We start from the raw sequence: 21,280 nt of genomic DNA on the forward strand, positions 1-21,280 counted from the left end.
TCAGTAGCTCCAGAGCGGTACGTACAATTCAAAAAGTTCAAAGATTCGATACTCAACCGGATGACATGGCATGAATATGAGGGGGCAATGTTGCAGGCATTGCTCACATCCCGCCACTACCGTTGCTCGATTTACCCCGCACTGGCCACTCCTCGATTTGCATGCAGCATCAACGGTCGCAAAGCCGGCGAGAACGAATCGGGCAAAGCGCTGGAACTACCGTTGCAGGTTCGCCAGGAGCGAGGAGTTGAGCGGGCGCCCCAGTCATGCCCATACACAGCGTGCAACATAACCCCGAAGAATTCACCACCCTGACCGTCACATCGCTCAAATGCGCGCGCTAGAGCGGTCGAAATTTTTCATACTTCCAGACGCGCGCTCTGACGCCTCCGTAAAATTGCTACGCGACGGCCCGCTGTTGCTTCCCGCGGCTGCTCTCGCGACGCGCTTCAAGCGCCATGCCCCGGCAGCCGTTGCTCTCAAGATAATGAGAGCCCTGCCGACACACTCTACCTGGACGCATCGGACCAACGGTTCCCACAAACGGGTGAATCCGGATCACTATGTTCCGCACTCGTTTCGCACTGGCAATCCGGAAGATTCCTACATTCCGAATTGACATTTCTGAGGGATCGATTAACCTCGGCCCTCGGCAGATGCCACCAGTGCGCCACTAAGTTAGGCAATACGATTGCAGCGTTGATGGACCAATATTGTTGCTATCAACGGCTGTGGGCTCGGGATAAGAAGGAAACTTATTGAGTGCAGTCGCAAACATTAGATGGCTTGAAGATTAGTTCCCGCGTCACATTGCTAGAACCGGGAATGTATATCTTTCGTTACGCCTCACAGTCCTCCGCAGACAAGCCCGTCTGCATTGCGTTGCAGCAAGCTCCGCTTGGCAAAGGCGCCATCGATTTCTTCCCGGCTGAAGGCATCAGCAAGAATATGCTGGCCAAGCTGGGCGACACCATTGTGGCCCGGGTCAAGGGCGGCATCGCGACAGTCCTGATTACCGAATATCACATGTTCGATGAAAGCATTGATCCCATTGATCTGCGCATCGACCGTATCGACACGTCCCCCGCCATCATGCGCGACTACAGCGTGATCAGCGCTGCTGAACCCAGTCCCGCCATCATATCGAATACTGCACCTGCTTCTTTGACATTGATCGCCCACCTGCAAGGTATCGGCGATGTAAAGTCGCACGAAGGCTGGGCCGGGATGCATGACAGCAAAAAGCGCCTCGAAGGCTTCGAAGTCATCTGGAATGACAAGCCCGTGGGTGTCGACCTGGTTTACACCTCTACAGTGGCAGGCTCCGGCCCGAGTTCAAACGTGCCTGCGGGGACCTTCACCGGTACCCGTGGCAAGCGTCTCCCGTTGGTGTCAGCAGGCTTCAGCCTCGTAGGCCCGAACCGACATCTATACGAATTATCTGGCCACATTGTGTTTACCGGCTCTGCGCCGCGATCCATTGTGCCCAATCAGATGATGCATGGCCCCACCGGCACCGAGCCCTTGGTGGCGCTGCACGTCTGCATTACACCCGTGACGAAGATGAACGCTGCCCGCTATAAGTCTCCGTGGGAAAACTCTGCATTGACGCAGAAACTTAGTAATACAAGCCAGATGGCTTGAAGTAACAGGACTTCCCCATGCAATACGACAGCCCGGTTTCAGCTGCAAATATTCAAGCATTCCTGGACGCTCCAGCGTTCTCCGATACAACAGCGGCCACCATCAGCAGCTTGCTGAGCCTGGACACTGCTCAGACTGTCAACGTTGGCACGTGGGACGGCGTTAACGCTCCTCAGGTACCAGCTGGTCAGACTGCAGACGTTGTAGTAGCCAATATCGCAGGCGCCCAGGGTGACCTGGTTGTTCTGGACGTCCCAGCTTCGTTGAGCTCGGCCAAAGCGTTCGTGTTCCAGAGCGACGCCAACCTGTCCGTGACCATCGATGCCCCAGCCGTTGCCGAGACTGCATCCCTGGCTCGCGCCTTTGTTGCCGCTGATACCACCATCGCACTGGCCGTTACCACCGGCAATGGCGATGACATCATCAACGTCAAAGGCGATCAGAACACCTACATCGACGGCGGCAATGGTAACGACACCATCACCACTGGCAACGGCAACAACACCGTTGTGGCTGGTGCTGGCAACAACACCATCACCACCGGTACCGGTAACGACACCATCATCTTGAGCGGCATTGCTCACGCTGACATCGTCAACGCTGGCGGCGGTTACGACGTTGTTCAACTGGACGGTTCGTCTGCTGACTACACCGTTACTGCTGGCAACAGCAACAATGTGACCCTGACCTCTGCCGCAGTTGGCGTTGGCCAGACCGCAGCAATCACTGATGCCGAGTTCCTGAGCTTCGCCGACGGCAGCACCATTGCACTCGCTTCAAGCGACGCTGAAGCTTCTGCTCTGCGTCTGTACGAAGGCATCCTGGGTCGTGACGCTGATCTGGGCGGCACTCAACACTTCATCAACCAGGTTGACGCGGGTACGTCGCTGACTGATATCGCTAACCAGTTCCTGAACTCTGCTGAGTTTGGTGGCGTGGCGACTGAAGCTCAGATCAACAACCTGTACACCACGTTGTTGGGTCGCGGTGCTGACGCTGGTGGTTCGGACTCGTGGGAAGCCCTCATTGCCAATGGCGGCAGCCTGGCAGACGTAGCCGCGGGTATCGCTGGCTCCACTGAAGCTCAAGCGCTCGACCAGTCGAACGGCACCTTCGTTCGTGACCTGTACACCAACGTGCTGGGTCGCGCTGTTGACGACGGCGGTCTGGATAACTGGGTATCCCAGCTGTTCAACGGCACCAGCCGTGGCGACGTAGCTGCTGCAATTGTTGGTTCGGCCGAGGCAACCGCTAAAGTCGACAGCAACTTCATCGACTCGCTGTATCAGACCGCTACCGGTCGCGCAGCTGATGAAGGTGGCAAAGCCACTTGGACCGAAGTACTGGCTAACGGCGGCACTCACGCTGACGTCGCTATCGGCATCGTTGGTTCCGCAGAAGCAATCGCACACAACGACAACGTTGTTGTACTGCACGGCGCAGTCTAACTAGCCCTGTAGTAGCGATGGATACTCCCGGCCGCGAGGCCGGGTAGTGTGCAAAAAAAGGGGCGACTTTCGGGTCGCCCCTCTTTTATTTTTTTAGTGATCCCGCCAGCTTATGTCCAGACAACCTGACCGTGAGCAAGAAACGCTCATGGACATTTTTCATCGTCACCGGCAAACCGGTGAAGGTGGGCTTGCCGCTTCAGCACTTGAGCGCGCATTGCAGACGCCCGAATACTACCCAGAGGCTTGCATCTGGAAAGGTATAGAAGCGCTGCCCCTGGATCCCAAGCTTGCATTTGTTTTTTTAAACAACGCCGCCCACGCCTTTCCCTTGCGCGCGGATGTTCAGGCGTTGGTCGGGCGCAGCATTCTGGCGCAAGGGCAACCTGCCCTGGCCAGCCGCTTTATAAGCGGTGCCTGGCAAAAACTCCCTGATGAATCTGCGCTGCGAATGATGCTCTGGCAGTCACGCAGTCAAAGTGAACCCCCTGAGCAGCTCAGGCGCCTGATACTCGCGCAATTGCCTGACATCACCGCGCCAGCTGAACTGTCTTTCGTACTTAAACTGTTGGCGGCTCAGAAAGAGCAGGCGGGCTGCGTCGGGGTGGTGAGTTACCTGCCTGACCAGCAGGAAATCCAGGGTTGGGCGGTCAATCTGCATGACCTGCAAAATCCAGTTCAGCTCCTGCTGGAGGCGAACGGGCATCAGATTGAGATGGTCGCCAACTCGCCCAGTGCTGTTCTCGCTGCCGCCGGTCTGCCAATAGCCCATGGCGGCGTGCGTATCAAAGTGCCGAACGCTACAGCTGCCGTAAATGTCCGCTTCGCGACAGGCGAAGCGCTGCAAGGCAGTCCGGTGTATGCGATGCCCGCTTTCAGCCCGCCAACGGCCTCAGCCACTGTGGGCGAGAAGCAGCCAGTGGATGTGCTGATTCCTGTGTTTGACGGACTGGAAGAAACGCTGGCGTGCATTCAAAGCGCAATCGACGCCCGCAAGTCGAACCGTACGCCTCATCGTCTTGTGGTGATCGAAGACATGACGCCAGTGGCGGCGCTGCGCAAGGCGCTCAAGGTCCTGGCAGGCAAAGGCAAAATAACCCTCATTCACAATCCGGTGAATCTGGGCTTCATTCGCAGCATGAACCGTGCGATGGCCCTCAGCCCCAGGCAGGACGTCGTCTGGCTGAATGCCGACACGCGGGTGCACGGCAACTGGCTTGATCGCTTGCGTGACGTCGCCTACAGCGATGCATCTATTGCCTCAGTGACGCCGTTTACCAACAACGGCGAGCTGATGAGCTTTCCCGAAAGTCGCTTCAGCCACCCTATGCCCAGTGCGTTGGAACAGAGCCGGCTAGATGATTTGGCTCGGCTCGCCAATAGCCCTGCGATGGAAATCGAGACCGGATGCGGCTTTTGTCTGTATATCAAGCGCGAAGCCATCGACGAAGTCGGTTATCTCGATGAAGTGGGACTGTCACGGGGTTACGGAGAAGAAACCGACTGGTGCATGCGTGCACGGGCTCTGGGCTGGCGCCACATGGGCGCGCCCTCCGTGTTTGTCGCGCATCAGGGTGGAATCTCCTTCGGTGAAGAGAAAACCCTGCGCGTCGCACACAACAACGCGATCCTCAGGCGACGCTACCCGGACGCCTCTGCGCGGTTTGACGATTTTTGCCTGCGTGATCCCATCAAGCCTGCCCGCCAGGCGCTGCAGCGCACGCGTCTCGAAGACGTGGCGGCGCAGATAGCGGAAAGCCCTCTGCGCAGCTGGCCCGAGCCTGGACTCAAGCAACTGCACATAGGGAAAGCGGGCGCATTCGACGCCCCGCTTAGCATGACTTGGCGCTACCAGAACTCGCGCACGATAGTGACGCTGCAAGCCCAAGTGAAGCCGCTGCTATTCAGCCTTGAATACGAACTGCCCGCACAAACCGAGCAACTGTTCAACGATCTGGCCAGGTTTGCAGTAGATGAATTGGTCTTTCAGAACCTCGCGGGCGGACCCGAGTGGCTGTGCACCTTGCCTGCCCGGCTCGACAAACCGTACCGGGTTGTCTGCCGCGATGACGCACTGTTGCGCCAGGCAGGCGTCGAGAGTTGGGCCACATTTGCGGTTCAGGCAAACAGCATTCATCTGCCGTGGCAGGCAATGCAGCCGCATTACGCCAACGCGTTCCCTGCTGCCAAACTGGCTGTTGAATCCAGGCGACACGTTCAACGCGTCCATGCATCACGCCCTTCATGCTTACTGATTGGCGATGCGCTGCATGATCAAGACATCGGCAATGAGTGGCTGGCACTCGCCAAACGCATCCGGCGCGACCAGCTCCCGATCAAATTGCTGACCCACGTCGACAGCCCCTGGCGTAAAGCGCTGCTGACCTCTGGCGTGGTTCATGCACTGCCCCTGCTGTTCGGCCTGACACTCGAAGACTGCGCGCTGCTGGCAGGTTGCGAAGGTGTGCTCAGCCTGGACACAAACCCTGGCGCCGACTGGACCGCCCCTGATCTCGCTGACTCGCTTGGGATCGGGCTTTACGCGGCCCCGAGCGCGCTCGCCGTGGAAGCAGGTGCATTGCCCCTAGCCCTTTTACCCCTTACCTGAGCCGAGTCTGATGTCTCTTGAAGTTTTAACCACCCTCGCGCTCAACGATCCAACGCAGATTGACGCCCCGATCCAAGGCGCAATCGTCGGGCTGTATGGCGACGTGCTTCAAGGCTGGGCGCTGGACAGCACGCGGCCGGAACAGACGCTGGTCGTGGAGATTCTTGTCGACGGCGCCTGCGTCGCACTCGCCCGCGCCGATCAGTTTTACCCCGATGCAAATGCCGGGGATGATTTTCACGGGTTCACCGTGCAGCTCAGGCAGAGATGGCTGGACGAAGCGCGGCACATCAGCGCCCGTGTCGCCAACACCGATCACAGCCTGGCGGGTGAGATAACTCTGCCTGCTACACCCAATAAAGCGCCGTTGCCTGTAGCCACTCAAGTCTGGCACAGCGGTGGTCTGCGCCTGGGTGGCTGGGCCTGGGATCCTGACGCACCACAACGTCACGTTCAGGTGATTGCCCGCGAGAACGATCGGGTGCTGGCGCAGATTTCTTGCGAGGAACACCACCAGGCACTGGTTTACCGGGCCACCAGCAACCACGGTTTTACCCTTGATCTCCCATGGGAACTGGCCGACGGCAAGCCCCACGTGGTTCACATCGAAAACGACCTCGGCCACCCGCTATCCGGTAGCCCGATACACCTGTGCTGCTGGCCGGAGGGTCTTGAAGGCCTGCTCAGGAATCACGAGCAACAAAGTCCGGATAAAAAGACCTTGGCGTTGCTCAGCGAGGTCGCCAAAGATCATGGAATGCGCCTGCCGAAAAGTGCAGGCTTTCACCACTACCCTCAGTGGTTCGAGGCATTCCAGCGCGACGTTTCCCCGGCAGGTGACACGACGAGCACCAAGGTCGGTCTGCTGCTGATAGCGGAGGGTGAGGCCGATCTCGGCGGGTCAATCGGGACGAGCCGAAACGTCCGTGGTTTACAGCCTTTCCATACCGTAGAGACGCAAAGTGCTGACGTGCTGTCTGCGTTGAAAGAACTGCTTGAGACCGGTTGCGAAGCCATTGTCCCGATCAAGGCTGGCGATCACTTGGCCAGTTTCGCGCTGGATCACTTGAGCCAATTGCTTAGTGACGGAGCTGCGTGGGGTTATGGTGACTGCGACCGCGATGGGCCGCAGGGTGAACGCGCCCTTCCGTGGCTGAAGCCCGTGTGGGACATCGATCTTTTCATCGGCGCAGACATTTTCACGCCAGGGGCGATCTTCAGCGCCGGAATCATCAACGAAGCGATATCACTCCATGCAGCCGCCAACGCGCTGCATTCGCTCAGTTGGGATCAACTGATCGCCGGCGTCGCGCTCGCCACAGAGAAACTGAACGCTCGTGTTGTCCATTTGCCCCACGTGGTTTATCACCGGGATCACCTGGCGCCAGCGAGCCCGGAACAGGCTTCGCCGTCAGATGCTCGTCAGCACGCCATTGCCTGGCTTTGCGACGCGTTGACGCCAGGGTCAACGGTGAGCGCAGTTCCTCGGTTTCCAGCCTTGCTGCGTGCACACTGGCCCCTTCCGTCCACCCTCCCCCGCGTCAGCCTGATCGTCCCGACTCGGGATCAGGTCGGTCTGTTGAGGAGGTGCATTGAAGGCCTGCTGAATGATACGGATTACCCCGACCTCGAAATCATCGTGGTCGACAACCAGTCAAGCGATCCGGAGACACTCGCCTATCTGAGTGAGCTGCCGAAGCGTGGCGTGCAAGTGCTGCCGCATCCGTTTCCGTTCAACTACTCGACGATCAACAACCGGGCAGTCGAACACTCGACGGGAGACATCATTGGTCTGGTTAACAACGACATCGAAATCATAGAACCCGGCTGGTTGAAGGAAATGCTCAGCCAGCTGTTGCGTGAAAAGGTGGGCGCCGTGGGTGCCAAACTTCTATGGCCCAACCGCATGGTGCAGCACGGCGGCGTTGTGGTGGGCATTAACGGTTTGGCAGCACACACAGGCAACAACCTGGAAGAACAGGATGCGGGCTATCTCGCGACGAACCAGATCACCCGTCGGCAGAGCGCAGTGACCGCAGCTTGCCTGTTGGTGCACAGAGCTGTTTTTGATGAAATCGGTGGGCTGGACGAAGAGGCGTTTCCCGTTGCCTTCAACGATGTCGACTTTTGCCTTCGCGTTCAGGCAACCGGACGGAACCTGATCTGGACTGCTTTTGCCAAGTTAATTCATGCTGAATCGGCGAGCCGCGGGAAGGACATCAGCGCCGAAAAGCGAGCGCGGGCGCACCGGGAGCAGCAGGGGTTTATTGAGCGGTGGTCACTTGATGGGCAGGTTGATCCGCATTATCACCCAGGTTTGAGTAATGACTACTTGAGCGGATGCTATGGGGGTTTGGCTTTGCCTCCCAAACATGTCGCTACGCGAACCGGCTAACAGAGGATGATTTCCGTTTTTATGAATGGGTCACAAAAATGCTTACAGTGGTGGGACGGTAGACCGGATGTTGATAGCGCTGCAGCCCAGCCGCTTGTCACACCGGTCACGCTAGAACCGCTTCGTGCAGCCAAAGCCAGCGGATACGCTGGCGTCTATCAATCAAGCGTTCATGGCAGAGCAATAGCGAAAATATGAGAAGTTCCTATCAAGCGCTATACGAGTTTGGCTACAGTTTTTTATCACCGATGCTCAATCACTACACTCGACGACTGATTGACAGATCCAATGATCATAAAGTGGTGTGCCTTGCAAGAGAGGGCTGGGTTTTTTACAAGCTGATCAAACATCTCCAAGACTGTGACCTGATGGATCTGCAGCACGAACCGTTGTATCTGAAGGTATCAAGAACCGTGCTATTTCGCAGCCAGCTTGGCGGTGAACTGGGATGGAAGTTAGGGCTGACAAATAAATTTGAAGGCACCGTTCTGGATTTAATGATTAAACGCTTCGGGCTCAAGCTTTATGAAGCCTACAGCGCGCTGCCGGCAGAATTGCTCGGTTTCGACCTGAAATTGCCCGAAGATGCTGAAAAGGTCAAAAGCTGGCTGAATCCACACAGCCTAAGGCTCGCTGAAGTGGTCGCCCCCACCAGACTTGCGCTGGAAGGCTACTTGGTCAACGTCGGCCTTATCGACGGTCCCAAGCCGCTTATGCTTGACCTCGGTTATGCAGGAACCATACAAAAAATCCTCACAGAGATGATCGGAAGGGACACCTCGGGTTTATATTTTATTGCCACGGACGCGGGCGACACGAAAGTCGAAGAGCACATTGCCTCCATGTCTGGGGTGTTCAGAGAGAACACCAAATGGCAGGAAGGCTATGTGATGCTGGAGAAATCCTTACTGCTGGAAAGCCTGATGACTGCGCCGCACGGAAGCGTAGTGGACCTACGTATCAGAACGGACGGCGATATCGACTTCTTTTATGGCAGAACTGCGGCCCCCCAACGCTTTTACCAAGATTTGGACGCTGTGCTGGAAGGCGCCATAAAAGGGGTTGAGGAGAGTCTAAGATTTAACGTTGAATATTCGATTGAGGAAATTGAGTCTATGTACGCTGCTTTTGCCACACCGCCCAGCGCGATACCAAGGGCCGTCAGGCATTTGTTCAGCATTGATGATGACTTTTCCGGTGGTGGCGAGATAAATCCTATGTTGCTTTTCGGGCTATAGATTTCTGAACTCACCGGCATCCAGCGAATACTCAATATGAAAACCAAACATAAGCTCCAAGAAAAGAAACTCAAGACCCTGACAGCAATCATTAACGCCTGCGGTGCATTCGACAAAATATTCTATAGATCCCAGCTGAATGGCGCCGCCAAAAAACACAGCGATCCAATAGCGCACTATCTCAAAGAAGGCTGGAAAATCGGATTCAATCCTCACCCCTGCTTCGATACAGATTATTACCTGAAAAACAATGAAGACGTTCAGAAACTGAACGTACACCCCTTTTTGCATTTTATTATATTCGGCCATCTTGAAGATCGCAGCACTAGCGAGAACTTCAACCTCACGGACTACCGCAGACTTCATCCAGAAGTGCAATTTGACAAGATCAATCCGCTCAAGCACTTCACCCTGAACTATGGCCAAACAAAACCCACGAGTATAAAGCGGCCGGTGTCCACGCCTGAGTTCGCCACACTTCCAGATGCGTGCGATCTCGACGATGCTCACCTGCTCGAACAGGCTCAACAGACAGGGCTTTTCAATTTCGAGTGGTACAGGGAAATGTACGGCGCTCATTTCCTCACGCCACTTTCAGCGTTTAAAGATTACCTGCACAAGTCTAGATTTTCTCCGGTCAATCCGTCACCCAGCTTCAACAATGAAACTTATCATCGGATGTACTCAGACGTCTACCATGCTCAGATGAGTCCTTTGACTCATTATCTGCTGTGTGGAGAAGCTGAAGGCAGGGAATATCAGCCCGCACACATAAAATGGCAACCTGGGAGTACTGTGGAATGTACGACACAGCTAACGGGAAAAGCGAAAAAGCTGAAAATTGCAATCTGCCTTCATATTTTCTATGAGGATTACATTGAGCGATTCGCCCGAGCCCTCGACAACTTCCCAATGCCGGTAGATGTGCTGGTAACGGTATCAAGCGCTAGCTTTGAGGCCGCTGTCAAAAAGCAATTTTCCTCTCATCCCGCTGTTAAGGATTTGAAGATACGGCCCGTGCCGAATAGAGGAAGAAATTTTGGCCCGTTGCTCGTCGAGTATGGAGACCAGTTAGCAAACTACGATCTTTTCTGCCATCTACACTCGAAGAAATCCTTGTACTCAGGCCGTGAGCAGAACCAGTGGGCGGAGTACTTAACCGAGTACCTGCTCCGCGACACATCTGTCACTACCAGGCTGTTAAATACATTCGCGGAAGACAGTAGCATAGGACTTTACTACCCGACTACGTTCTGGATGATGCCATCTTGGGTCAACCATGTAACGATGAACAAAGGATTCATGAGGGAGTGGCTTGAAAAGTTTGAAATCAACACTAAAACCAGCGATTTTCTAGCCTATCCAGCTGGAGGGATGTTCTGGGCAAGGCCTAACTCCGTCCGTAAATTGCTCGACCTTAGTCTGACTTACGATGACTTCCCAGCGGAACCATTACCCAACGATGGCTCATCTCTGCACGCGCTTGAACGCGTCATAGGGACGCTTGTCGAGGCAAACGGTCAGCGACAGTTATTTTACTACCCTGCCTCGGACACGTTCACCACAGACCAGTCATTCATTACGATGAATTACCACAATGCACTGCAGTCCGTACAGAATGACCTCAAGACATATAGTCACATCAGCTTCGATGCATTCGACACATTAATGAGACGGAAGTACACCGTGTCCGACCATGCCAAGTTAAAGCTTGGAAAAGAACTTACGCAGGCAGGCCTGGTCAGCAGCGCTCACGAGTTTGTCGCTCTGAGAAATAAGGCGGAATTTACGCTGCGTCAGAGAATGAGTTTTCAAGGCGACGTAAAAATCAGCGGAATTTACTCTGAAATCGCCACAGTGCTGGACATCGACGAAACGTACGCCGATAGGCTCATGCGACGGGAGTTTGAACTCGACCTGGATTTGATCCAATCCAAAAACGAGATGGTCGATATCTTCAATGGCCTAGGAGCTGCCGGCCATATACTCTGGGTCATCTCGGACTCTTATTACACCGGCGCTCAAGTAAGCCTTATGTTGCGAAAAGCTGGCATCGCCGCACCTTATCGACTCTTGGTCTCTAGCGAAGAGCAAAAGCGTAAAGATAACGGCAGTATGTGGCACATGATTAAAGCAGACTTGCAGAACGAAGGCATCACTAACCATGTACATGTAGGCGACAACGTTGTCGCGGATTCTCAGATTCCCGGGGACCTCGGCTTGTCAACTATTCACATCCTCCATCCTATGGATAAGTGGCGAGCGCTAGGATTCGCGGACGTCCTTAGTGGTGAATCGGCTTTAGATGAGGGACATATTCATAAGTGGGGCGCTTTGGTAAGCGGTGTTGGCCGTATTCCGTTTTTGGGCGAGTAACACGCTTGAAGACATTGTAGGCGAAACCACTTCAGCGAGTGGTTTCGCCATCGGGTCGACGTTAGCAGGCTGCTGGCAGTCTTGCGCTACTATGGACGAGGGTCCGAAGCCTGAACGATTAAAAGGTTCTGTCCTCGGCCTTTCCATAAAGGATGTAGTGCAGAAGAGGGTTTATGCCGGAGTCGCGAACATCTTGGAAAGCTTTTAAATAAGCGGCCGAATTAAAATCCGCGCAAGGATTTCGACCCTCGTATCCGCCATGCAATAGATAGTGAGCCAGCGGGTCCTGTGAAAAAGCCGGGTCACTCGCAACGTCTTCGTAAAATGCGAGATACCAGTTCTCATCAAACATTCCGCTGTGTCTGATCGCATCTACATAGGGATCAAGAACGCCACTTAAAAATGAAGATGGCAAGCTCTCTTTTCTTACCAGGTTGATAAGCGCGTCAAGATGGGCGGGATCATGTCTAATGCGAACCGACCTCAATAAATAAGAGGCCGCCAGCATGGGGTTTTCGTATTTTATTTCCTCGTACGCAATTTCTGCACACCAGTAGGAACTTTCGTATTGACTAAAGTCCACTGACATCAAGACGTCGTGATTAACGATGCTGAGAAAAAACTCTTTCAACAGGCCGATTTCTAGCAATGCCTCTGCGATCAAGTGACCTGCGTAATTCATTTCCTGCAGGCGAACGTCCGGATAAGCCGGCACGATATAACGATGAATAAATTCGCGATCTACGGATTGCATTGGATCGAAGACCACAATGGGCGTAAACCTAGATCGCTTTGTATCGGCAATATCTGAATGAGCAAACGTAACATGTGCAAAGAACTCATCATTTATCGATGGATGAGCCGAGTTCCTTGGACTTAGCGCAATTGCTCGTGCATCAATCCCACCAGCATAATAAATTGCGCAATAACCTCCCAAACTTGAGCCATAGGTATAGACCTCATAACCTTCGAGCAAGGGCTCAACAAAACCCTTAAACGCATCAAGGCTTAAAAGTTGATACTGACTGTGCAGAAGATGGGATACGAAGATATGATCAAAGCCCGCGTCAATACAGACATCCGTAGCAAACCCAGCGTCACGAAGATCATGCCCGTGCGCATCAAACGTGATGATAAGTTTCTTCGACTTTTCCGCGTGGCTGTAGTGAACTATCCTGAAGCCTACCTCGTCTGCAATTAGGTTCTTAACAACACTTTCTTCATGACATTGCATCAGATGAACCGTCTGCGCCTAATTCAAATCTGACGACACAGTGACGTCGTCTTCGAGCCCCAGTAGAGCACAACTCAGGTCCATCCGTGAAGCTGTAGGCCAAACGTGAATGTCGTGTGCTACATCGCCCGCTGATTCCGTGGACGTCCGACCCCGGTAGTACCCATTCGGACATGGGAATCGTTAGCCGCAAGGCCGCACGCTGAAAAGACGCCTTTGCACGATAACCTTGGCTTTGGGCGGATTCCTGTTCTCTGGTAATCTTGCGACCGCAGCCGCTCCTTCACCTCGTCCTGGCTTCCCTCAACCTGCACCCTCTTCACTCGTTAGCGTTTGTATGATGGATCTGAGAGCTGGATGATTTCCCCGAGCGGCATATTCCGTCTGACAGCATTTTGTATGAGTGAGGATAGCCAGAAATGGATTTAATACCCGTAATTTTGTCAGGCGGCGTCGGCAGCCGGTTGTGGCCCGTGTCCCGCGAGGCCCATCCGAAGCCGTTCATGACGCTTCCCGACGGCCAGAATTTGATCCAGAAGACGTTCCTCCGGGCCGCGGCACTGGAAGGCGTTTCGCAAATCCTCACTGTCACCAACCGTGAGCTGCTCTTCAAAACCGAAGACGAATACCGGACCGTTAACAAGGCGGAGCTGGCTCAAGCTTTCATTCTTGAGCCGTTCGGCCGCAACACCGCGGCTGCCGTTGCGATGGCGGCACTGCAGATCAAAGAACTCAATGGCGCTGACGCCCACATGCTGGTCCTGGCCGCTGATCATCTGATCCAGAATGAGCGCGCGTTCGCGGCAGCCGTTGAAAATGCGGTGCGCCTTTCCGAAAAGGGCTGGTTGGTCACTTTTGGCATCCAGCCGCAATATCCTGAGACAGGCTTCGGCTATATCGAGGCCGGTGGCTCCGCAGGCGAGGCAGGCGGCTTGAAGGTCTCCCGCTTCGTTGAAAAGCCGGACCTCAAGACCGCCGAGACGTACGTTGCCGCCGGCAACTACTTTTGGAACTCGGGCATGTTCTGCTTCAAAGTGGGCACTGTGCTCGAAGAGTTCGCCAAACATGCACCCGACGTTCTAAACGCGGCGGTCGAGTCGATTGCAAGCTCTCGCCTGACCCAGTCGGCGGGCTACCACTGCCTGGCACTGGACGCTGACTCGTTCGCCAAAGTGCCGGATATCTCCATCGACTACGCCCTGATGGAACGCTCTGATCGCGTCGCCACTGTCCCATGCGACATTGGCTGGAGCGATATCGGCTCGTGGAACGCGGTGAGCGAACTGACCCCTCAGGATGACCACGGCAATCGCTGCGAAGGTGAAGTGCTTTCTCACGGCGCTCGCAACAACTACGTCCACAGCGAAGAGCGTCTCACCGCGCTGGTTGGCGTTGAAGATCTGCTTGTGATTGATACCGCAGACGCGCTGCTGATCGCGCACAAGGATCATGCTCAGGACGTGAAACACATCGTCACTCAGTTGAAAAAATCCGGGCACACGCTTCACCAGTTGCACCAGACGGTTCATCGCCCGTGGGGTACATACACCACGCTCGAGAACGGTGAGCGTTTCAAGATCAAGCGCATCGTGGTCAAGCCGAAAGCCTCTCTGTCCCTGCAGATGCACCACCACCGCAGTGAACACTGGATTGTGGTGAGCGGCATGGCGGTCGTGGTCAACGATGATCAGGAGCTGATGCTCAACACCAATGAATCGACCTTCATCCGCGCCGGTCACCGGCATCGCCTGAGCAATCCAGGCGTTATCGATCTGGTGCTGATCGAAGTCCAGAGCGGTGATTATCTGGGCGAGGACGATATCGTGCGCTTTGAAGACGTCTATGGTCGGGCCGGTAGCTGAAGCGTAGCCTTTCGCCCGCGTCTGCGGGCCTGGTTGCGGGGTCGCCTCGAGCGTCTCCGCAACCGGCAAAAGCGCATGGATCATCCGGGCGTATCTACCCTCGATCCCGCACCATCATCAACTCCCTTTTGCTCAATGCAAGCTGCCTCCGCGCGGGCGGCGATTCGTCGCTTCTGGTATGGTGCCGCCACCCCCATGACGTCATCGGGCGCTGGTGGAGGGGAGGCGGTCATCTGCGACAAGGTCTTGTGCATCAGCATAGGGTCGCAAGCGGTGTAAGAGCCAAGACGCCCCACCGATTTCGCACAACTCAGGCGTTACAGAACAGGTCATTGAGGTTTTAGAATGTACGGTATGTTGCAAGGGCTTTGGGAATACCGAAGCTTCATCATCACATCCATCCGCAATGAATTCATCGCACGCTTTGCAAGGAGCAAACTTGGCGGGCTCTGGATGATCATCCACCCACTCTCCCAAGTCGCGATCTACGCCCTTATCCTGTCCAACGTCCTCGCCGCCAAACTGCCAGGCATTGACAACAAATATGCGTACGCCCTCTACCTGATGGCGGGCATCCTGGCATGGAACCTGTTCGCCGAGATTGTCGGACGATGCCTGACTGTATTCATCGAGCAAGGCAATTTGATGAAGAAGATGCGCTTCCCGAGGATCGCGCTGCCGGTGATCGTCGTGGGTTCGTGCCTGCTCAATAACCTGCTGCTGTTCGTCGCAGTTTTCATCGTATTCGCACTGCTGGGTCATATGCCCACCCTTCAGATGCTCTGGTTGATCCCGTTGACGTTGACTGTCACCGCCCTGGCAGTCGGCCTTGGCCTGGTGCTGGGCGTGCTTAACGTCTTTGTCCGGGACATCGGGCAGGTGGTGCCGATCGTGCTGCAGGTCTGGTTCTGGTTTACGCCTATCGTTTATTCGCTGAACATCATTCCAGAAAACATGCGGGGAGCGCTGGAGTTTAACCCCATGTTCCCAGTGGTCACGGCCTACCACGATGTACTGGTTTATCAGGTTGCGCCTAACCTCGCTCACCTCGGCATGGCGATTGGCCTCTCCGCAGCTTTGCTGGTCCTGGGACTGTTTCTGTTCCGACGCGCCGCTCCTGAAATGGTGGACTCACTATGACCCTGCTATCCATCAGCCATGTGGGTAAGGCCTACCGCACGTACACATCAGAATGGCAACGCTTCGCGAACTGGTTTTATCTGCCTGTCAAACCCAGCCATGAACACTGGGTGCTGCGCCATATCGACTTTTCTATCGAGGCAGGGGAAGCAATCGGTATCGTGGGTCAGAACGGGGCTGGCAAGTCGACGCTTCTGAAAATGATCACCGGCACACTCCGCCCGACAGAAGGCAAGATCCAGGTCAACGGTCGGATTGCCGCCATTCTTGAGCTTGGGATGGGTTTCAGTCCAGAGCTGACAGGGCGCCAGAACGTCTACCATGCAGCCGGTCTCATGGGCTTCAACACCCCCCAGATCGATGAGGTTATCGAAGACATCGAAGCATTTGCCGAGATCGGTGAGTATTTCAACGAGCCTGTCAGGACGTACTCCAGCGGCATGCAGATGCGAGTCGCGTTCGCAGTCGCCACTGCGTTCCGCCCCGACATTCTGATCGTCGATGAAGCCCTGTCGGTTGGCGACAGTTATTTCCAGCACAAAAGCTTCAGCCGCATCAAAGAATTTCAACAAGCGGGAACGACGCTATTGATCGTGTCCCACGATCGAGCCTCGATCCAGGCGCTGTGTAACCGTGCCATCCTGATCGACAACGGCACAGTCATCAAAGACGGTCCTCCCGAACAGGTGATGGACTACTACAACGCAATCATCGCCCAGAAAGAAAACAGCACCGTAGAAGTGGTCTCCCTCGAAGGGAAAGGGGTGCAGACGCGATCGGGGACAGGCGAAGCGTCAATAGAAAGCGTGACGCTGTACGAGCGTGGCGCCCCCGTTGAATACGTCGGCGTCGGCGCAGAGGTTTGCCTGACGATCAACGTACAGGCCAACGTCGACCTCCCTGAACTGGTCGTGGGGTACGTGATCAAGGACCGGCTGGGCCAGGATGTATTCGGGACCAACACCCATCATCTTGAGTGCAAGTTGCACGCTGTCAAAGCAGGCACCCGTCTCTCGTACAAGTTTAGCTTTACGGCAAATCTTGGGATTGGATCGTACTCAGTTGCAGTCGCCCTCCACTCCTCCGATACGCACATTGCTGAAAACTTTGAATGGCGGGACCTGGCGCTGGTGTTCAACGTTGTGAACATTTCAGAACATAAATTTATCGGTATGGCATGGATACCCCCTACCGTGGAGTGTGATTGATGGTTGCTCGTTTTTACAGGGCCTTTGAGGATCGTCATCGTGGTTCAAGGGAACTGATACTCGAACGTCTCCAGGCTTACATGCCGTTTCTTGAACCGTTTCTCACATTGGAAAACGGTCCGGTCGCGATTGACCTCGGCTGTGGTCGAGGTGAGTGGCTGGAGATGGTCATCGGCGCCGGGTTTGCTGCGCGCGGAGTAGACCTGGATGAGGGGATGCTTGAAGGTTGCCGATCCCGAGGTCTGCCGGCCGACCTGGGTGATGCCGTAGGCGCGCTTAAAGCGCGTGCTGCCGAGAGCGTGTCTGTCATCAGCGCATTTCATCTGGTGGAACACATACCGTTCCCGGCGTTGCAAGAGCTGGTGAGCGAGGCTCTTCGGGTGCTGAAGCCCGGCGGGCTATTGATTCTTGAGACCCCTAACGCAGAAAACCTTTTCGTCGGATCCAACGGCTTTTACATGGATCCGACCCACGAACGACCGATTCCCCACTTGTTACTGTCCTTCCTGACCGAGTTCTCCGGTTTCGAACGGAGCAAGCTGCTGCGCCTTCAGGAAGAAGCTCGCCTGCATGACCCCGCCACATCGATTGACCTGATCACAGCGCTCGGCAGTTCAAGCCCTGATTACGCAATTGTCGCTCAGAAAAAAGCGGCTGATTCCGTGATGTCACTTTTTGACGAACCCTTCGCCCAGATCTTCGGGATTACCCCTGGCGAGCTGGCTGCCCGTTACGATCAAAGTATCGAGACGCGATTTCAGGCGGTAGGAGCACAAGTGGCGGAACTAACATCGACCTCTGAAAAATTTCTGGAAACCATCGCGGAAATAACGGCGGAGCTAGGTGACACGAAATATAAGAATGGATATCTGGAATACCATAATGGCCTGCTAACTTCGCGCAATGAAGCGCTGGAGCAGCAAAACTTTGCGCTGGTTGAAGAACATCTTACCGTCAGCGATGAGAATAAAAAGCTTATAGCCGAGCACGCGGATCTTGAGGCGGAGATCCAGGATCTTCGTTCTGTCGTGCAGAACCTTCAGGACGGCACGCATCATCTACAGGCGCAATTGGACGGTATCGCCTTGGACAGGCACAACATGGCTGCCAATTTGAACGCGGTTGTGCAGAGCACCTCGTGGAAAATTACGCAACCGCTCAGAAAGCTTTCAAGTCTTGTCTCGCGCAGCAAACCGGTAACTCGAAAGGCAAGCAAGAAGAGAGCGCTGGCCCTGAAGGCAATCAACTTTGTCTCTGCCCGCCCGTTTCTAAAGCGTCATGCGCGGACCGGCATCAAATTTCTACCAGCCTCATTGAGAGCAAAGCTCTGGGCGCTATCTGTTCACTCGGTAGCACCTGTTGCCACAGGCCAAGCGACACCTGCCAACTCCTCATCTCTAAGCTTGCGGGAGGCCGAAATTTATATGGAGCTCAAACAGGCTTTTGAGCGCAAGGAAAGTAAGTGATGCGAATAGTAATAGACCTGCAAGGCGCGCAATCTGAGAGCCGGTTTCGTGGAATAGGCAGATATTCGCTTTCTCTGAGCCTGGCAATTGCCAAACTCGCGCAGGATCATGAGATCTGGATCGCACTCAATGGAAAGCTGACGGAGAGTATTGCCAGCATCAAAGCAGCCTTTGCTCCGCTGATCCCCGCAAACCGCATTCGCATATTCGACGTGCCCGATGACCGCGCGCCGGGACCCTGGACGGCTCAAGCATCCGAAGTCCTCCGCGAACGCTTTCTTGATGCACTGGAGCCAGACGTCGTCTTGGTGAGCAGCGTTTTCGAAGGGCCTTGGGCTGGCGCTGTGACGTCTATCGGCGCCTGTGAGACCCGGCACAAAACGGCGGTCATTTTCTATGACCTGATCCCATTGCTGGATCCGGACGTCTATCTGCCGAATCCGGCATTGCGTGACTATTACTTCAGAAAAATCCAGTGGCTCAAAAATGCTGACATGCTGCTGGCAATCTCTAATTCGTCCAGCAATGAAGGCGCCGAGCACCTCTCGATACCTGAAGCCAAGATTGCGAATATTTCCGCGGCCATTGGCGACCAGTTCACGCCGACGCAGCTTGATGCTGCTGCGTCTGCACTGCTATTTGGTCGGCTCGGAATCACCGGCAAATACATTCTGTTTGCGCCAGGCGGCTTTGATCCGAGGAAGAATTTTGCCAGGCTGATAGAAGCGTACAGCACGCTCTCGCCTGAGTTGAAGTTTTCTCACCAACTCGTAATTGCCAGCAAACTTCATCCGCCTCAGCGCGCCGAACTCGAGCAATACGCACAGGCCTTCGACCTCCAGGAAAACCAGCTGGTACTGACTGGATATGTCGAAGATGACGAGCTCGTTGCCCTTTATTCGATGGCAACGCTTTTTGTTTTCCCGTCGACCCACGAGGGCTTCGGCCTGCCAGTGCTGGAAGCCATGGCGTGCGGTGCCGCCGTCATCGGGTCCAATTGCAGCAGCGTCCCTGAAGTCATCGGGATGGAAGAAGCGCTGTTCGATCCCTTCTCGATCAGCTCCATCGCCGAAAAGATCGAACAAGGCCTTCAGGACCACTCATTCCGCGAGCGCCTGCTTGAGAACGCTCTCGAGCAGTCCAAACGTTTCTCGTGGGACGCGTCGGCAACCAAAGCAATCGCGGCTATCGAGTCCCTTGGCCTAAGGTCTCCGGTAGGTTCCTCCGGTATCGACAAGCACTCGCTGATTGCTGAGCTGGTCGCCATTGACGCTGCTCCGGAGTCTGACGAGGCGGTGCTAAGGGTCGCGAAAAGCATCGCCTATAACTTCAAAGGCAGTGAGGGAAACCAACTGCTGCTGGATGTCTCCAGCATTGTGCATTCGGATGCCAAGTCCGGCATTCAGCGGGTCGTGCGAAGCTTGCTGCACGAGTTCTTGAACTCCGCACCTGCCGGCTACGACGTGCGTCCGATTTACTATCAGGAAGGCTCCTACTACTACGCAGAGAAATTCACTTCAGCGGTGACATCCGACCAAGTCGTCTCCATAGATTCGCTTATCGATGTCACTCAAGGGGATATCTACTTATCCCTTGATCTGAATATGCACCTCGCCAGTCAGCTACTGCCATTACACACCCACATGCAGAACGTGGGTGTGCAGATCAACTACCTGGTTTACGACTTGCTATTGATTCACCGCCCAGACTGGTGGCATGCGCCGAACCCCGATTTTTTCAGAAACTGGCTTGAGAAGATCTGCCTTGTCGGGGACAGACTGATCTGTATCTCTGAGGCGGTAGCGGTAGAACTGCGCAGCTGGCTCGCGGAGAACCCTCCGGCCCGAATCGACAGCGGCCCCGTTATTGAAAGCTTCCACCTTGGTGCCGACATCGATAACAGTTTGCCAAGTGGAGGCATGCCTGATGAAGCGGCCCAGACGCTGGATCTGATTTCTCAGCGCCCTTCCTTCCTGATGGTCAGCACCATCGAGCCTCGCAAAGGCCACGCACAGACACTCTCGGCATTTGAGCTGCTGTGGGAGCAAGGCCATGAGATCAATCTGGTTATCGTCGGCAAGCGCGGGTGGCTGGTGGATGAGCTTGTTGCTCGACTGGAAACCCACCCGCAGATGCACAAAAAGCTGTTTTGGCTGGAAGGCATCAGTGACGAATATCTGGAGCAGGTGTATTCAACGTGCTCGTGCCTGATAGCGGCGTCCGAGGGTGAGGGGTTTGGTTTGCCGCTGATTGAAGCGGCGCAGCACAAAGTCCCGATGATCATTCGTGACATACCTGTTTTCCGGGAAGTGGCAGGAATGCATGCTGCGTACTTCAGTGGATTGGAACCTGTCGCACTTGCCCATGCAGTCGAAAGCTGGCTTACGCAGATGGCTGCAGGAAACCATCCGACATCAGACTCAATGCCTTGGCTGACATGGAGGCAAAGCGCTGAACAACTGAAAAAAGTGCTGATTGACTAAAGTGAACCGGAGTGCGGCGGCAAGGGGCGCTGCCGCACCCGCAAGCGGGCAAGGAGGTAATGCCTGCCCGGCAACGACAGTCCAGCGACCTGACCCCAGCGCCGCGCAAAAAAATCCCGCACGTTAGCGGGCCGATTGCTAAGCTAGCCCCCTTAGCAAGGAGGCCTCATGAAATACA

At 55.1% G+C, this 21,280-nt stretch carries 12 protein-coding genes; 11 read left to right on the plus strand and 1 reads right to left on the minus strand.

Annotated elements, in window-relative coordinates:
* Positions 1–825 precede the first annotated feature (825 nt).
* The 6 genes from AC07VF_RS14815 to AC07VF_RS14840 all read left to right on the plus strand — a co-directional run bounded on the left by AC07VF_RS14815 (position 826) and on the right by AC07VF_RS14840 (position 11,709).
* Complete coding sequence (locus tag AC07VF_RS14815; protein ID WP_495009223.1) at positions 826–1,644, plus strand: hypothetical protein; 819 nt, start codon at positions 826–828, stop codon at positions 1,642–1,644.
* Between the two features lie 17 nt (positions 1,645–1,661).
* Positions 1,662–3,092 carry a DUF4214 domain-containing protein gene (locus tag AC07VF_RS14820; RefSeq protein WP_346627701.1) on the plus strand — a complete coding sequence of 477 codons (1,431 nt, stop codon included), beginning with the start codon at positions 1,662–1,664 and terminating at the stop codon, positions 3,090–3,092.
* 148 nt (positions 3,093–3,240) lie between these two features.
* A complete protein-coding gene (locus AC07VF_RS14825; RefSeq protein ID WP_495009202.1) occupies positions 3,241–5,700 on the plus strand; it encodes a glycosyltransferase family 2 protein in 2,460 nt (819 codons plus the stop codon).
* Positions 5,701–5,710: 10 nt separating this feature from the next.
* Positions 5,711–8,095: a glycosyltransferase family 2 protein gene (locus AC07VF_RS14830; RefSeq protein WP_495009201.1), complete on the plus strand. Its 2,385-nt coding sequence runs from the start codon at positions 5,711–5,713 to the stop codon at positions 8,093–8,095.
* Positions 8,096–8,289: 194 nt separating this feature from the next.
* Positions 8,290–9,333 carry an HAD family hydrolase gene (locus AC07VF_RS14835; RefSeq protein WP_346627698.1) on the plus strand — a complete coding sequence of 348 codons (1,044 nt, stop codon included), beginning with the start codon at positions 8,290–8,292 and terminating at the stop codon, positions 9,331–9,333.
* 36 nt (positions 9,334–9,369) lie between these two features.
* The gene (locus tag AC07VF_RS14840) at positions 9,370–11,709 is read left to right on the plus strand and encodes a rhamnan synthesis F family protein (RefSeq protein ID WP_346627697.1); all 2,340 of its coding nucleotides are present in this window, start codon (positions 9,370–9,372) and stop codon (positions 11,707–11,709) included.
* A gap of 118 nt (positions 11,710–11,827) precedes the next feature.
* Here the strand turns inward: AC07VF_RS14840 and AC07VF_RS14845 are convergent, their stop codons facing one another.
* Entirely contained in the window at positions 11,828–12,943 is a 1,116-nt protein-coding gene (locus tag AC07VF_RS14845; protein ID WP_346627696.1) for a hypothetical protein, read from the minus strand.
* Between the two features lie 419 nt (positions 12,944–13,362).
* Here AC07VF_RS14845 and AC07VF_RS14850 point away from each other — a divergent pair, with 419 nt between their 5' ends.
* The 5 genes from AC07VF_RS14850 to AC07VF_RS14870 all read left to right on the plus strand — a co-directional run bounded on the left by AC07VF_RS14850 (position 13,363) and on the right by AC07VF_RS14870 (position 21,102).
* Positions 13,363–14,805 (plus strand): mannose-1-phosphate guanylyltransferase/mannose-6-phosphate isomerase, encoded by a 1,443-nt coding sequence (locus tag AC07VF_RS14850; RefSeq protein ID WP_346627695.1) that lies wholly within the window; start codon positions 13,363–13,365, stop codon positions 14,803–14,805.
* A 345-nt stretch (positions 14,806–15,150) separates the two neighbouring features.
* Positions 15,151–15,945 (plus strand): ABC transporter permease, encoded by a 795-nt coding sequence (locus AC07VF_RS14855; RefSeq protein WP_346627694.1) that lies wholly within the window; start codon positions 15,151–15,153, stop codon positions 15,943–15,945.
* Positions 15,942–17,153, plus strand: coding sequence for an ABC transporter ATP-binding protein (locus tag AC07VF_RS14860; protein WP_495009200.1), 1,212 nt, complete (start codon positions 15,942–15,944; stop codon positions 17,151–17,153). The genes AC07VF_RS14855 and AC07VF_RS14860 overlap by 4 nt, the downstream gene beginning before the upstream one ends.
* Entirely contained in the window at positions 17,153–18,619 is a 1,467-nt protein-coding gene (locus tag AC07VF_RS14865) for a methyltransferase domain-containing protein (RefSeq protein ID WP_495009199.1), read from the plus strand. Before AC07VF_RS14860 ends, AC07VF_RS14865 begins: the two co-directional genes overlap by 1 nt.
* Positions 18,619–21,102 carry a glycosyltransferase family 4 protein gene (locus tag AC07VF_RS14870; RefSeq protein WP_495009222.1) on the plus strand — a complete coding sequence of 828 codons (2,484 nt, stop codon included), beginning with the start codon at positions 18,619–18,621 and terminating at the stop codon, positions 21,100–21,102. Before AC07VF_RS14865 ends, AC07VF_RS14870 begins: the two co-directional genes overlap by 1 nt.
* Positions 21,103–21,280 lie beyond the last annotated feature (178 nt).

It is taken from the genome of Pseudomonas sp. GW821-FHT02H06 (assembly GCF_059421525.1).